At 73.1% G+C, this 14,412-nt stretch carries 14 protein-coding genes; 4 read left to right on the plus strand and 10 right to left on the minus strand.

Annotated features, from left to right (window positions below; genetic code table 11):
• Position 1 precedes the first annotated feature (1 nt).
• From JKV81_RS18995 to JKV81_RS19005, 3 genes are read right to left on the minus strand one after another with little or no spacing between them, the layout of a single operon-like run.
• Positions 2-1,765, minus strand: a complete 1,764-nt coding sequence (locus JKV81_RS18995) for an L-aspartate oxidase (RefSeq protein WP_129264251.1) — start codon at positions 1,763-1,765, stop codon at positions 2-4.
• The gene (panC, locus tag JKV81_RS19000; RefSeq protein WP_129264253.1) at positions 1,762-2,775 is read right to left on the minus strand and encodes a pantoate--beta-alanine ligase; all 1,014 of its coding nucleotides are present in this window, start codon (positions 2,773-2,775) and stop codon (positions 1,762-1,764) included. The genes JKV81_RS18995 and panC overlap by 4 nt, the downstream gene beginning before the upstream one ends.
• Positions 2,772-3,746: a Rossmann-like and DUF2520 domain-containing protein gene (locus JKV81_RS19005; RefSeq protein WP_124277589.1), complete on the minus strand. Its 975-nt coding sequence runs from the start codon at positions 3,744-3,746 to the stop codon at positions 2,772-2,774. Before JKV81_RS19005 ends, panC begins: the two co-directional genes overlap by 4 nt.
• Positions 3,747-3,921: 175 nt before the next feature.
• Between JKV81_RS19005 and JKV81_RS19010 the strand changes: the two genes are divergently transcribed.
• Positions 3,922-5,124 (plus strand): threonine aldolase family protein, encoded by a 1,203-nt coding sequence (locus JKV81_RS19010; RefSeq protein ID WP_202076889.1) that lies wholly within the window; start codon positions 3,922-3,924, stop codon positions 5,122-5,124.
• Here JKV81_RS19010 and JKV81_RS19015 read toward each other — a convergent pair.
• Positions 5,115-5,273, minus strand: a complete 159-nt coding sequence (locus JKV81_RS19015) for a hypothetical protein (protein ID WP_164493730.1) — start codon at positions 5,271-5,273, stop codon at positions 5,115-5,117. The genes JKV81_RS19010 and JKV81_RS19015 overlap by 10 nt on opposite strands.
• Positions 5,274-5,377: 104 nt before the next feature.
• Between JKV81_RS19015 and JKV81_RS19020 the strand changes: the two genes are divergently transcribed.
• Positions 5,378-6,490 (plus strand): DUF5937 family protein, encoded by a 1,113-nt coding sequence (locus JKV81_RS19020; protein WP_129267042.1) that lies wholly within the window; start codon positions 5,378-5,380, stop codon positions 6,488-6,490.
• Between the two features lie 43 nt (positions 6,491-6,533).
• On the opposite strand, the gene JKV81_RS19025 is transcribed toward JKV81_RS19020, so the two are convergent.
• Both JKV81_RS19025 and JKV81_RS19030 read right to left on the minus strand, forming a co-directional pair.
• Positions 6,534-7,208 carry a response regulator transcription factor gene (locus tag JKV81_RS19025; RefSeq protein WP_124277591.1) on the minus strand — a complete coding sequence of 225 codons (675 nt, stop codon included), beginning with the start codon at positions 7,206-7,208 and terminating at the stop codon, positions 6,534-6,536.
• 20 nt (positions 7,209-7,228) lie between these two features.
• The gene (locus JKV81_RS19030; RefSeq protein WP_202076891.1) at positions 7,229-8,437 is read right to left on the minus strand and encodes a sensor histidine kinase; all 1,209 of its coding nucleotides are present in this window, start codon (positions 8,435-8,437) and stop codon (positions 7,229-7,231) included.
• Positions 8,438-8,533: 96 nt separating this feature from the next.
• Between JKV81_RS19030 and JKV81_RS19035 the strand changes: the two genes are divergently transcribed.
• Both JKV81_RS19035 and JKV81_RS19040 read left to right on the plus strand, forming a co-directional pair.
• A complete protein-coding gene (locus JKV81_RS19035; RefSeq protein WP_202076894.1) occupies positions 8,534-9,535 on the plus strand; it encodes an SAM-dependent methyltransferase in 1,002 nt (333 codons plus the stop codon).
• Between the two features lie 37 nt (positions 9,536-9,572).
• The gene (locus tag JKV81_RS19040) at positions 9,573-10,715 is read left to right on the plus strand and encodes an NADH-quinone oxidoreductase subunit D (protein WP_124277594.1); all 1,143 of its coding nucleotides are present in this window, start codon (positions 9,573-9,575) and stop codon (positions 10,713-10,715) included.
• A gap of 32 nt (positions 10,716-10,747) precedes the next feature.
• Here JKV81_RS19040 and JKV81_RS19045 read toward each other — a convergent pair whose 3' ends face one another.
• The 4 genes from JKV81_RS19045 to JKV81_RS19060 form a co-directional block, all read right to left on the minus strand.
• Positions 10,748-11,776 carry a hypothetical protein gene (locus JKV81_RS19045; RefSeq protein ID WP_202076895.1) on the minus strand — a complete coding sequence of 343 codons (1,029 nt, stop codon included), beginning with the start codon at positions 11,774-11,776 and terminating at the stop codon, positions 10,748-10,750.
• 104 nt (positions 11,777-11,880) lie between these two features.
• Positions 11,881-12,861 carry an ABC transporter substrate-binding protein gene (locus JKV81_RS19050; protein ID WP_129264260.1) on the minus strand — a complete coding sequence of 327 codons (981 nt, stop codon included), beginning with the start codon at positions 12,859-12,861 and terminating at the stop codon, positions 11,881-11,883.
• Between the two features lie 52 nt (positions 12,862-12,913).
• On the minus strand, positions 12,914-13,588 hold the full coding sequence (locus tag JKV81_RS19055) for an ABC transporter permease (protein ID WP_099173582.1): 675 nt from the start codon (positions 13,586-13,588) through the stop codon (positions 12,914-12,916).
• A gap of 3 nt (positions 13,589-13,591) precedes the next feature.
• On the minus strand, positions 13,592-14,311 hold the full coding sequence (locus tag JKV81_RS19060) for an ABC transporter permease (protein WP_129264262.1): 720 nt from the start codon (positions 14,309-14,311) through the stop codon (positions 13,592-13,594).
• Between the last annotated feature and the right edge of the window lie 101 nt (positions 14,312-14,412).

Consider the following 14,412-nt stretch of genomic DNA (forward strand, 5'->3'; position numbering starts at 1 on the left):
GTTACGGCTCCTCGGGGGCGTCGGCGGGGTGGTTCGGGAGACCTGCGGGCAGTGCGGAGTCTGCCGGGTCTCCGGTGCGTACGGGTGGGAACAGTGAACTGTCGGTCGTGCGGACGACGGGCCGCAGGTACGGGTCGACGCGGACGACCAGGTGACGGCGCCAGACGTCGTCGTCGCGCTCGGGCCGGTCCTCGCGCCAGTGGCAGCCGCGGGTCTCCTCCCGCTGCCGCGCGGCGGCGACCAGGACCTGCGAGACCAGGAGGAGGTTCGTGGCCTCCCACGCCTCCACCCCGGGGACGGCGTCCTTCGGGCCGTCCTTGTCGGCGGCCGCCGCGGCCCGCTGGAGGGCGTCCAGCTCCCCTGCCGCGACGGCGAGGCTGCCGCCGGACCTGATCACCCCGGCGCCCTTGGTCATGATCCGCTGGACCGCGGTCCGCGACTCCGCGGTGAGCAGCGGGACGGTCCGCGTTCCGGCGGGTTCCGCCACGGGGGTACGGGCAGCGGCCCCGGCACCGGTCCTGGGGCCGTCCACGATGTCGGCCGCGATCCGCTCGGCGAAGACCAGCCCCTCCAGGAGGGAGTTCGACGCCAGCCGGTTCGCGCCGTGCACACCCGTGCAGGCGACCTCACCGCAGGCGTACAGGCCGGGGACCGTCGTACGGCCGCGGAGGTCGGTGCGCACCCCGCCCGAGGCGTAGTGCGCGGCGGGGGCCACCGGGATCGGCTCCGTCACCGGGTCGATGCCGTGCGCGCGGCAGGCGGCCAGGATCGTCGGGAAGCGCTGCTCCCACATCTCGGCGCCGAAGTGCCGGGCGTCGAGATACATGTGCTCGGTGCCGTGCAGGAGCATCTGGCGCGTGATGGCCTTGGCGACGATGTCGCGGGGTGCCAGCTCCGCCAGCTCGTGCTGCCCGAGCATGAAGCGGGTCCCGGAGGCGTCGACGAGGTGGGCGCCCTCGCCCCGTACCGCCTCGGAGACCAGCGGCTGCTGGCCCTCGGAGTCGGCGCCGAGAAACAGGACGGTCGGATGGAACTGGACGAATTCCAGGTCCGACACCTCGGCACCCGCGCGCAGCGCGAGCGCCACCCCGTCGCCCGTGGAGACCGGCGGGTTGGTGGTGGCGGAGAAGACCTGGCCCATGCCGCCGGTGGCGAGCACCACGGCCGGGGCGCGGACGGCCCCGACACCGTCGTGCTGGCCCTCGCCCATGACGTGCAGGGTGACGCCCTCCGTACGGCCTTCGGCGTCGGTGAGCAGGTCCAGGACCAGGGCGTTCTCGATGGTGTGCAGGGCGGCGGAGCGGACCGCCTCGACCAGGGCGCGGGAGATCTCGGCGCCCGTGGCGTCGCCCCCGGCGTGCGCGATGCGGCGGCGGTGGTGGCCGCCCTCGCGGGTCAGGGCGATCGCGCCGGTGTCGGTGGTGTCGAAGTGGGCGCCGGTCTCGATCAGCCGGCGTACGGCGTCGGGGCCCTCGGTGACCAGGGCGCGCACCGCCGTCTCGTCGCAGAGGCCCGCCCCGGCGACCAGGGTGTCGTCGAGGTGCTGCTCGGGGGTGTCCCCCTCGCCGAGCGCGGCGGCGATGCCGCCCTGCGCCCAGCGGGTGGAACCGTCGTCGAGGCGGGCCTTGGTGACGACCACGGTCGCCAGGCCGGCCGCGGCGCAGCGCAGTGCGGTGGTGAGACCGGCCACGCCGGAGCCGACCACGACGACGTCCGCGTCGATGGCCCAGCCGGGGGCGGGGGCGGTCAGCCGTATTCCGGTCACGTGAGGGCTCCGAGGGTCAGCGGGATGTTGTCGATCAGACGGGTGGCTCCCACCCGCGCGGCGACGGCGAGGACCGCCTCGCCGCTGACACGGTCGTCGGGGAGGTCGGTGAAGTCCGCCGGGTCCACGAGCGCCACGTAGTCCAGGGTGAGCGGCACGTCTTCCTCGGCCGCCTCCTCCAGGACCGCCCGTGCGGCGGCCAGCACCGCGGCGGGTGCGACGGTCGGCCGGGCCAGCGCCACGGCCTGGGTGTCGGCGGCCGCGCGGGCCTCGCCGAGCCGGTTGAGCGCGGCGGCGCGGCCCTCGCGCTCGGGGACCGTCCGGGCGCGGGCGTGCAGCGTCTGCTGGGCGACCAGCCGGTCCCGGGCCGCGAACAGGGCCCTGGGCAGGGCCAGCGCGGTCCGGCGCTCCTCCGCGGAGAGGAAGCGGTTGCGGCTGGAGAGCGCGAGGCCGTCGGGGTCGCGGACGGTCGGCACCGCCACGATGTCGATGCCGAAGTTGAGGTCACGCACCATGCGGCGGACGAGCGCCAGCTGCTGGGCGTCCTTCTGCCCGAAGAACGCCGCGTCCGGCCGGGTCAGGTGCAGGAGCTTGGCGACGACGGTGAGCATCCCGTCGAAGTGCCCGGGGCGGGCGGCGCCTTCGAGCCGTTCGCCCATGGGGCCCGCGGTGATCCTGACCTGCGGCTCACCGCCGGGGTAGACCTCGTCGACGGAGGGGGCGAAGACCGCGTCGGCGCCGGCCTCCGAGGCGACGGCGAGGTCGGCGTCCAGGGTGCGCGGGTAGCGGTCGAGGTCGGCTGCCTCGCCGAACTGCAGCGGGTTGACGAAGACGGTGACCACGACCTGGCCGTCGGGGCCCGTGGCCTCCCGCGCCGCGCGGATCAGGGTGGCGTGGCCGTCGTGGAGCGCGCCCATCGTCATCACGACGGCGCGGCGTGCCCCGGGGGGCCGGCCGAGGGCCTCCAGCTCGGCGGCCGAGCGCAGCAGGGTGGCGGGTGCGGTGGTCATCGCTTCTCCCCCGGTCCGGGTCCGTCCGGTCCGTGTGTTCCGTTCGTGCCGTTCACGGCGTTGCTGTCGGACAGGACGCCGAGGAGGTCCTCCGCGAATTCCGGCTTGAGCAGGCCGTGGTCGAGGGCCCGGTCGGCCGTGGCGCGCGCCATGGCGAGGTATCCGGCGACCGTCTGCGGCGCGTGGGCGCGCAGCTCGCGGATGTGTGCGGACACCGTCCCGGCGTCGCCCCGGGCGACGGGGCCGGTGAGCGCCGCGTCACCGGAGCGCAGGGCGTTGTCGAGCGCGGCCCCGAGGAGGGGGCCGAGCATCCGGTCGGGCGCGCCCACCCCGGCCGTGCGGAGCAGGTCCATGGACTGCGCGACGAGGGTGACCAGGTGGTTCGCCCCGAGGGCGAGGGCCGCGTGGTAGAGCGGCCGGGACTCCTCGGCGATCCATTCGGGCTCGCCGCCCATCTCGATGACGAGCGCCTCGGCGGCGAGCCTGAGCTCCTCGGGGGCGGTCACCCCGAAGGAACAGCCCGCCAGCCGCTGGACGTCGACGGAGCTGCCGGTGAAGGTCATCGCCGGGTGCAGGGCGAGCGGGAGGGCGCCGGCCCGCAGCGCGGGGTCCAGCACCTTCGTCCCGTACCGCCCGGAGGTGTGGACGAGCAGCTGGCCCGGCCGTACGGCGCCGGTCTCGGCGAGGCCTTCGACCAGGCCGGGCAGCGCGTCGTCGGGGACGGTCAGCAGCACGAGCTCGGCCCGTGCGAGGACCTCGGCGGGGGTCACCAGAGGGACGTCGGGGAGCAGCGCGGCTGCCCGGCGCACGGATGCGTCGGAGACGCCCGACACGGCGACCGGGCGGTGCCCGGCGAGCTGCAGCGACGCGGCGAGGGCGGGGCCGACCCGGCCCGCGCCGACGACGCCGACGGTGAGACGGGCGGGGCGGTCCCTCGCGTCGAGGGATTCCTTGGAAACTGATGCGTTCACGCGGCGGTGGCCTTCCGTTCCAGTCCGCGGGGGGTACCGGACGATTCCTCTGCATGCTACGCCAGCGTTTCGTACCGCACCTCGCTCATCCACAGCCTGTGGATAACTTTTGCCGACAGGGAGCGGCAGGGAACCCGGGATGGGCGGCACCGGCGGACCGGGTGATGATCGTCCCATGGGAGACACCGACGAGCAGGAGCAGCGGCACCGCAGGCTGACCGCGTGGCAGCGGTCAGGAAGAGTGCTGGCCCGGATGTCCGCGGACCACACGCTGGCCGGGCGGCTGGCCGCCCTGGCCGCCGACGCCGGCACGGTCCACGACCTGGGCGGATGGACGGATGTGTACGGCGGCGGGGTCGTCGCCGAGGTCGAGCGGCGCACCGCCGGCCTGCTGGGCATGGAGGCCGCCGCGTTCTTCCCGACCGGGACGATGGCCCAGCAGGTCGCGCTGCGGTGCTGGGCGGGGCGTACGGGCAACGCGACCGTGGCGCTGCACCCCCTCGCCCACCCCGAGGTGCACGAACGCGGCGCGCTGGCCTCCGTCAGCGGGCTGCGCACGGTGCATCCGACCACCGCGCCCCGCCCGGCCACGGCGGACGAGATCCGGGACTTCCCCGAGCCGTTCGGCACGCTGATGCTGGAGCTGCCGCTGCGCGACGCCGGCTTCGTCCTGCCCACCTGGGAGGAGTTGCGGGCCGTCGTGGCCGCCGCCCGGGAGCGGGACGCGGTGGTGCATCTGGACGGGGCGCGCCTGTGGGAGTGCACCGCGCACTTCGGGCGGGGCCTGCCGGAGATCGCGGCGCTCGCGGACAGCGTGTACGTGTCCTTCTACAAGTCGCTGGACGGTCTGTCCGGAGCCGTGCTCGCCGGCCCCGAGTCCCTGGTCGAGGAGGCGAGGACCTGGCGCCACCGGTACGGCGGCCAGGTCTTCCAGCAGTACCCGGCGGCCCTCTCCGCCCTGCTGGGCCTGGAGCGCGAACTGCCGAGGCTGCCGTCGTACGTGGCCCACGCGAAGCTGGTCGCGGGCGCGCTGGCCGAGGGCCTCGCCGGATCGACGGTGCCGTGGTTCCGGGTGCACCCCGAGCCCCCGCACACCCACCAGTTCCAGGTCTGGCTGCCGTACGCCTCGGACGTGCTGGACGAGGCGTCGGTGCGGCAGGCCGAGGAGACGGGCGTGACGCTCTTCCGCCGCTGGTTCGCCGCTCCGACGGGGCCGCCCGGACTCTCGTTCACGGAGGTCACGGTCGCGGCGCCGGGGCTCGAGTGGACCGCCGAAGACGTACGGGCAGCGGTGGTGGACTTCGTGACGCGGCTCCAGGAGGAAGCGGCCCCGCCGCGGGAAGAAGGAGCGCGGGCTGGGGCGGCGCCTCAGGCGTAGGGCGGCCGGTGCGCGGCCGCCCAGGCGCGGATACGTCTGCGGAGGCCGCGCAGGACGGCCCGGTCGTGCGTGCCGGGCAACGGGGGCGGCGCCTCGCCGTGCCGCGCGGCGCGGTAGCTGTCGAGCATGTGCTGCTGAACGATGTCCATGGATCCAGCCTGACCCCGCCCCCGCGGCTCCGCCCGTGGATTGACGGCCGTCGTCAAGTGGCGACGGCCCCCGCGCCCGCACCCCGCACCATGGAGGGGTGAGCGTGCACATCGACATCGCCGGCCTTCCTCCCGAGCGCATCGTTTTCGAGACGTCCCCCCTCGCCGAGCTGGGGCTGGCCCTCCATGCGCTCTCCGAGCCCGGCCACCACCCCGGCCTGCACGGCTGGGCGACCGCGACCTCCGCGGCCCTGGAGCCGGACCTCGCGGACCGGCTGCACGAGGCGGAGTTCCTGTGGCGGAACACCTTCTCCGACGTCTTCATGCCCTTCGCCGGAGTCCGCGGCGGCGACGGCAGGACCGGCTCGACCCTCGCCGAGGACCTGGACATCCTGGACCGGCTCGACGACGAGCGGTTCGTCTCGGCCGCCCTGGAGTTCACCTGCGCGAGCCTGTACGGCACGGGCGCGCCCTCACCGCTCACCGACGCAGGGATGCGGACCCGCGCGCTCGACATGGCGGCGGCCAGGGGGCCGAAGCAGCTGGACTTCACCCGGCAGCTGCTGGCCGACCCCGGCTCCGTACGCGGCTGGGTCAGGCGTCTCTTCGAGGACTGCGACCAGGCCTTCTTCGCCGACACCTGGCGGCGGATCCAGGTCCAGCTGGTCGCCGACGCCCGGCACAAGACCGAGGTGCTGCGGCACAAGGGCGTCGGCGCCGCCCTGGGAGCCGTCTCCGCCGCCCTGTCGCTGGACGAGGAGACCGGCAGGATCAGCGCCGACAAGCTGACCACGGGCCGGACCGAGGCCACCGGATCGGCGGCCGGCACCGGCCTCACCCTCATCCCGACGAGCTTCGGCTGGCCGCATCTGATGGTGCTGCACGCCCCCGGCTGGCGCCCGGTGATCCACTACCCGGTGCACCGCCCCGAACTGCCCTCCCCCGCCTCCGTCGAGCTGCTCCAGCTCCGGATGGAGGCGCTGGCCCACCCCCTGCGGATGCGGCTCTGCCGCAACCTGGCCCGGTCCCCGTACACCACCGGCGAGCTCGCCGACTCGCACGGCATCACGCCTCCCGAGGTCTCCCGCCATCTGGCGGTGCTCAAGAAGGCCGGGCTGGTCACCACCCGGCGGCGCGGACGGTACGTCCTGCACGCGCTGGACCTGACGGTCGTGGCCCGCCTGGGCAGCGACTTCCTGGAGGGCGTCCTGCGCTGACGGTCCGGCCGCTCCTCGCCCCCGTAACGCTCCTGAGGGGTGGTCAGCCCGCCTGGCCGCCGGCCCTGACCAGGCCCGTCTCGTACGCGAGGACGACGACCTGGACGCGGTCGCGCAGGCCCAGTTTGGTGAGGATGCGGCCCACATGGGTCTTCACGGTCGCCTCGGACAGCACCAGCCGGGCCGCGATCTCGCCGTTCGACAGCCCCTGCGCGACCAGCAGCATCACCTCGCGCTCGCGCTCGGTCAGCTTCTCGACGCGCTTGTGCTGCGGCTCCTTCCGTCCGCTGGGCAGCATCGGCGAGAACCGGTCGAGGAGCCTGCGGGTCGTGGAGGGCGCCACCACGGCGTCGCCGCTGTGCACCGAGCGGATGGCGGAGAGCAGTTCGCCGGGCGGCACGTCCTTGAGCATGAATCCGCTGGCGCCCGCCTTCAGCCCGGAGAAGGCGTACTCGTCCAGGTCGAACGTGGTCAGGATCAGCACCTTGGGCGGCTCGACCGCCGCACAGATGCGCCGGGTCGCCTCGACGCCGTCCAGCCGGGGCATGCGTACGTCCATCAGCACGACGTCGACGGCCGTGGACCGCAGGGCCTCGATCGCCTCGGCACCGTCGCCCGCCTCCGCGACGACCTCCATGTCCGGCTGGGCGGCGAGCACCATCCGGAAGCCGGTGCGCAGCAGCGCCTGGTCGTCGACGAGCATCACGCGGATCGCCATCTGGGGTCCTGTCCTCACTGTCACTGGTTGGCCGGCTTGAGCGGAAGCAGAGCGCTGATCCGGAAGCCGCCGCCCTGGCGCGGGCCCGCGTCCAGCGTGCCGCCGACCATGCCGACCCGCTCCCGCATGCCGATCATTCCCTGGCCCGCGCCGTCGGCGCCGCCGTCCTCGTACAGCTCGTGCGGGGCGCCTCGGCCGTCGTCCTCGACCAACAGGCCCAGCCCGTCGTCGAAGTAGACCAGCCGCACGCTCGCCCCGGCGTCGGGGCCTCCGTGCTTACGGGTGTTGGTGAGCGCCTCCTGCACGATGCGGTAGGCGGTCAGCTCGACCCCGCTCGGCAGCGGACGCGGGGTGCCCTCGATCTTGAAGTCCACCGCGAGGCCGGTCTCCCTGACCTTGCCGACGAGCTCCTCGATCTGCTGGACGTCGGGCTGGGGGACGTACTCCCCGCTCTCCTCGGAGTCGCCGGTCCTCAGCACCCCGAGCAGCCGCCGCATCTCTGCGAGCGCCTGCCGGCCGGTCCCGGAGATGGTCTCCAGCGCCTGCCGGGCCTGATCGGGGGACGAGTCCATGACATATGCGGCGCCGTCCGCCTGGACCACCATCACCGAGACGTTGTGCGCGACGACGTCGTGCAGTTCGCGGGCGATACGGGCGCGTTCGGCGGCCACGGCCACCTTCGACTGCGCCTCGCGCTCCCGCTCCAGCCGGGCGGCCCGCTCCTCCAGCTGACTGAAGTAGGCCCGCCGGGTGCGTATCGAGTCGCCGAGCACCCAGGCAAGCACGAAGGGCACGGTCATCGTGACGGTGTAGCCCAGCGACTGTGCCCAGCCGCCGTACGGCGCGTCGTCGGGCCAGCGCAGCCGCGAGATCCCCGCCGCGACCAGGCTGCACCCGAGGGCCAGCCGGGACGCCCACCGCTCCCCCACCGTGGCCACCGTGTACGTGATCACCAGCATGGCGAAGTCCGCCACGTCCGGCCGCACTCCGAACACCAGCTGGGCGATCCCCATCAGGATCGCGAGCAGCAGCATCCTCTCCGGTACGCGGCGGCGCAGGGCGACCACGACGGCCAGCCCGACCGCGATCGGCACGGCGGCGACGCGCTCCGCGCCACCACCGACCTGGCCGGCCACGATGGACACGCCGGAGAACCCGAGGAGGAGGACAGCCCAGAGGATGTCGACGCCCGTCGGGTGTCTGCGGATGAAATCGTAGAAGCGCTGCACATTACCCAGCGTAGGGACAGCTGATCGGTGACCGGGTCAGCCGAAGGGCCGATCCGGGTCCTGGGACCGTACTCCCCAAGGTGGAGACTTGCCTATGTGACGGATGACTGGTGCCGCTGGCGGGAAGCCGCCGAGACCGCTTTGTACGGGGACGAGGGTTTCTACCGGCGCCCGGAGGGCCCCGCGGGCCATTTCCGCACCTCGGTGCACGCCTCCCCGCTGTTCGCCGCCGCCGTCGCCCGGCTGCTGGCCGTCACGGCCGGGGAGCTGGGGACGGACACGGTGGACCTGGTCGACGTGGGCGCGGGCCGCGGCGAGCTGCTGACCGGGGTGCTGGCGGCGCTGCGGGACTCCACCACGGCCCCCGGCCTCACCGTACGGGCGTACGCCGTGGAGCTCGCCCCGCGCCCGCCGGGCCTCGCCCCGGACATCGAGTGGCGAGCGGACCTTCCGCGCGGGGTGCGCGGGCTGCTGTTCGCCAACGAGTGGCTGGACAACGTCCCCACGGACATCGCCGAGGCCGACGCCGACGGGGTGCCCCGCTACGTCCTCGTACGCGGGACCGACGGCGCCGAGCGGCTGGGCGACCCGGTGACCGGGGAGGACGCCCGGTGGCTGGACCGCTGGTGGCCGCTGTCCCGGCCCGGCGACCGCGCGGAGATCGGCAGACCCCGCGACGAGGCCTGGGCCCGCGCCGTCGGGTCGCTGGCCGGCGGGACCGCGGTGGCCGTCGACTACGCCCATGTACGGGCGTCGAGGCCCCCGTTCGGGACGCTGACCGGATTCCGGGGAGGCCGCGAGGTGGAGCCCGTGCCGGACGGGAGCCGCGACCTGACCTCGCACGTGGCACTGGACGCCTGCGCGGCTGCCGCGGGAGGCGTGGCCGAGCTCCTGGACCAGCGGACGGCCCTGCGGGAGCTGGGCATCAGCGGCGAACGCCCGCCGCTGGCACAGGCGTCGGCCGACCCCGCCGGCTATGTGCGGGCGCTCGCGTCGGCCGGCGAGGCGGCGGAACTGACGGCACGGGGCGGACTGGGCGACTTCGGCTGGCTGCGGCACCGGGTCCCGGACCGCGGGGACGAGGGGGCCCGACCGTGACCGAGGCCCCGGAGCGCGAGGAGGGATACTGTCCCGCATGACGGAGACGACGATCGGCATCGGCGGCGCGGCGGAGAGCACCGACATGGTGCTGAACATCGGTCCGCAGCACCCCTCCACCCACGGGGTGCTCCGGCTGCGGCTCGTCCTGGACGGCGAGCGGATCCAGCAGGCCGAGCCCGTCATCGGCTATATGCACCGGGGGGCCGAGAAGCTCTTCGAGGCCAGGGACTACCGGCAGATCATCATGCTCGCCAACCGCCACGACTGGCTGTCGGCGTTCTCCAACGAGCTCGGGGTCGTCATGGCCGTCGAGCGGATGCTCGGCATGGAGGTCCCGGAGCGCGCCGTCTGGACGAGGACGCTGCTGGCGGAGCTGAACCGGGTCCTCAACCACCTGATGTTCCTCGGCTCCTACCCCCTCGAACTCGGCGGGATCACCCCGATGTTCCACGCCTTCCGGGAGCGCGAGGAGCTCCAGGCCGTGATGGAGGAGGTCTCCGGCGGCCGGATGCACTACATGTTCAACCGGGTCGGCGGCCTCAAGGAGGACCTGCCCGCCGGCTGGCTCGGCCGCGCCAGGGACGCCGTGGCGTCCGTACGTTCACGGATGGACGTGTACGACCGGCTGGTGCTCGGCAACGAGATCTTCCGGGGCCGCACCCGCGGGGTGGGCGTGCTCTCCGCCGAGGCCGTGCACGCCTACGGGGTGTCCGGGCCGATCGCCAGGGCGTCCGGCGTCGACTTCGACCTGCGGCGCGACGAGCCGTACCTCGCCTACGGGGAGCTGCGGGACACGCTCAAGGTCGTCACCCGGACCGAGGGCGACTGCCTGGCCCGCTTCGAGTGTCTGCTGGAGCAGACGCACAACGCGCTGGACCTCGCCGACGCGTGCCTGGACCGGATGGACGGCCTGCCGCCCGGGCCCATCAACCAGCGGCTGCCCAAGGTGCTGAAGGCGCCGGAGGGCCACACCTACGCCTGGACCGAGAACCCGCTGGGCATCAACGGCTACTACCTGGTGTCCACGGGCGAGAAGACCCCGTACCGGCTGAAGCTGCGCTCCGCCTCGTTCAACAACATCCAGGCGCTCACCGAGCTGCTGCCGGGCACGCTCGTCGCCGACATGGTGGCGATCCTGGGCTCGCTCTTCTTCGTCGTCGGGGACATCGACAAGTAGCCCCGGACGCGCGGGCCGCCCCAGGGGCCGCGCTACGAGGAGATCGCGCTGCGCAGTTCGACGACGTCCAGCTGCTCGGTCTCGTCGTGCGCCGTCAGGTCGATGACCTTGCCGACGGCACGGTTCTCGGCCGTGCCCGTACGGTGCGCCGCCAGCGCCTCCTCGCCGACCACGTCCGCGAGGTCCTCGTTCTGCACGGACTCGATCGCGGCGCTCGCCTTCTGCGTACCGAAGAAGTCGAAGCTCCCCTGCGGGACCAGATGGCGGCGCGCGGAGGCGTACGGGACGACGGCGGACGCCGCGGGTACGGCCCGGGGCGCGCGCACGGGGGCGGGCGTCGGCTTCGGTGCGGGGAGGGCGGGCCGGGCGCGGCGGTGCTGGGGTTCACCCGCTCCGGAGACCGCCGCGTGCTTCCCCTTCGGGCCGTCACCGTCCGTGTCCCGCTCGGCGGAGCGCTCGGCGATGTCCCGCTGCCGGGCCAGCTCGGCCGTCCGGCGCGCCTCCTGGAGGGCGGCGTTGCGGGAGAGGTCCTGAAGGGCCTGGGCGGCGCGCAGATAGGCGGCCGGCGTCGGCGTGGACCGGGCGGGCAGGAGCTCGCGCGGCGACGACGCCTCGATGGCGAGCTGCCTGCGGCCCTCCAGCGCGCTGGCGCGCTCCGTCTCGGCGTTGGCGTACCGGCGGAGCAGCGCGGCGTGTTCGCCCCGCAGCCCGGCGAGCTCCACCCGCTTACGGCGCAGCTTGGTCTCCAGCCGGGTGCGCAGCTCCCTCGACTCCTCGAGGTCCGCCTCGAGTTCGGCTATGCGCTCCTCGGTCTTCCACTCGTCGCTGGCCCGGGCACGGGTCAGCTCCGCGACGCGCAGCCCCGCGGCCCGGTCCCAGCCGCGCATCATGCAGGCGCCGGTGACGGCGGCGGCCGCCGTCACGGCCACCAGGGCGCGCAGCGGCAGGGGTTCCGAGAGGAGCCAGGCGCCGGCGGCGCAGACGACCGGCACTCCGGCCAGCACGGCGGGGGGCAGGATTCTGTGTAGGGGCGGCGAATGGCGGTGGCGTCCTCGTGGCATGGCCCGAAATTTACCGTGCGTACGAGTCACTTGGGAGACCGCCCGGCAATCTGTTCCCCGCCGGTTACCAAAGACCTCCCAAGTGACCCCGCCCGTACGCCTTTTTACTTCTTGATCAGCCCCTTCGACCGGAGATAGTCCCCGGCGGCGTCCTCGGGCTTGGCGCGCTCGGCGTCGACCTTCCGGTTCAGTTCCGCGAGGTCCTCGGTGGTGAGTACGTCGGTGAGCTTCCCGAGCGCCTCCGCGATCTCCGGGTCGCCCGCGTCCTTGGCATTGAGAACCGGAAGGACGTTGTCCGCGTTCTGCAGCTTCTTGTCGTCCTCCAGGAAGACCAGCCCGTAGGAGTCGAGCACCGCGTCGGTGGTGGTCGTGAGGACCAGTTGGTCCTTGCCGTCCTTGACGGCCTGCTTGGACTGCGGCGTGCCGACGCCCTTGGGGTCGATCCCGGTGACGTCGATGCCGTACGTCTTCTTCAGCCCGGGTGCGCAGAAGGGGCGCACCTCGCACTCGTCGCCCGCCGCGATCCTGACCTTGATCTTCGAGCTGCCGAGATCGGAAAGGGTCGTGAGGCTGTTCTTCTCGGCGAATTCCTTCGACACCGCGAAGGCGTTCTGGTCGACCGCCTTGCCCGCCGGAAGGACCTTCAGTCCGAGGGGGGTGGCGAGCTTCTCCAGAGCGGCGACGGTCGCCGTCACGTCACCCGAGGCGACCGGCTTCTTCTCCGCCTCCTTCGCGCCGTTGACCTTGGCGTTGAGGAATTCCGCGATCGTCGCCGCGTATTCCGGTACGACGTCGATCTCGCCCTTCTCCAGGGAGGGTTCGTACAGTTCGCGGTTCTTCACCGTGGTGATGGAGGTGTCGTATCCGGCGCCGCCCAGGACCTGGGCGTACAGCTCGGCGAGCACCTTGGACTCGGTGAAGCCGGCGGCGCCCACGACGAGCGAGCCCTTCCCGGATCCGGAGCCGGAGCCCTTGTCCGAACCGCCCTTCTCCTTCTCCAGGCTGTCGCCGCCGCAGGCGGCGAGCGACCCTGCCAGCGCGACCACTCCGATGACCGCACCCGCTATGCGCGAGGTCCTGCTCATGTTGTTCTCCGTCCGCGAAAAATGGTGTGCACAGTCCGAAAATTCAGCGCGCTCATACGGTCCGGCGGCGGCGCAGGGGCGACAGCAGCCGGTCCAGCGCCACGAGGACGCCCTCCACCACCAGGGCCAGCAGGGCGACCAGCACGGCGCCCGCGAAGACCTGCGCGGTGTCGTAGGTGTTGAAGCCGGCGGTGATGATCCGGCCCAGGCCGCCGAGACCGACCATCGCCGCGATGGAGGCGGTGGCGATCACCTGGACGGCTGCGGACCGGAGGCCGGTCATGATCATGGGGTACGCGAGCGGCAGCTCGACCCGGACGAAGAGCTGCCCGCCGGACATCCCCATGCCCCGCGCGGCCTCCACCACCGACCGGTCCACCTCCGTCATCCCGACGTAGGCGTTGGTCAGCAGCGGGGGCACCGCGAACAGCACCAGGGCGATGACCGTGGGCAGGAAGCCGGAGTTGCGCAGGGGCGTCATCATGAACAGCGCCAGCACCGCGAACACCGGGACCGCGCGCCCCACGTTGGAGATGTTGACGGCGAGCGAGCCGCCCTTGCCCACATGGCCGAGATACAGCGCGACCGGCAGGGCGATGAGGCAGGCCACCGCGAGGGCGATCCCGCTGACGTACAGATGCTCGGCCAGCCGGTGTCCCGCCCCGCCGTCCCCCGACCAGTTGGCGCCGGTGGTCAGCCAGGTCCACGCCTCCCCGATGACTCCCATGGATCAGACCGCCTCCGTCTTCGCGATGCCCGCCCCGGCGGACGCCCCTCCGGGCGTGCGTATCCGGGTCCAGGGTGTGAGCAGGCGTTGCACGCCGAGCAGCAGGAGGTCCGCGGCCACCGCGAGGAGCACGCAGAGCACGGACGCGGTGAGCACCTGCGCCTTGAAGAAGCTGGGCAGCGCGTCCTCGATGAGATTGCCCAGGCCGCCCTTGCCGACGAGTGAGCCGACCGTGGTCAGCGCGACCGTCGACACCGTGGCGATGCGGAGCCCGGCCATCAGCGCGGGCAGCGCCAAGGGGAGTTCGACCTCCCAGAGGAGCCGGACCGGGCCGTACCCCATGCCCTCGGCCGCCTCCCTGGCCTCCTGCGGGACCGCTTCGAGCCCCGCCAGGATGTTCCGTACGAGAATGGTCAGCGAATAGAGCACCAGGCCGGTGACGACGAGCGCCGCGGACAGGCCGAAGAGCGGCAGCAGCAGCGAGAACATCGCCAGCGACGGCACGGTGTAGAGCACGGTCGTCAGGCCCAGCACGGGCGCCGCGAAATGCCGGCCCCTGCGCGCGAGGAGCGCGAGCGGGAATGCCACCACGAGCCCTATCAGCACGGAAGCCACCGTGATCCAGATGTGCTGGACGGTCGCCTCGGCCAACTCATGGCCGCGGGAGCGCAGATACTCTCCGCAGATCCAGTCGTTCGCCACCAGGCAGTTCTGCTCGGCCATCCGCCCCCACCTCCTGTTTGCCCTCGCGATGCCGCCCCGGGTCCGGTCCTGGGTGACCCTATCCCCGACCACCGACAATCGCCGAGGCTGTCTTATTCCGG

Origin of the sequence: Streptomyces silvae, from assembly GCF_016745505.1 — a bacterium.
In the GTDB taxonomy this organism is placed as follows: Bacteria; Actinomycetota; Actinomycetes; order Streptomycetales; family Streptomycetaceae; genus Streptomyces; species Streptomyces silvae.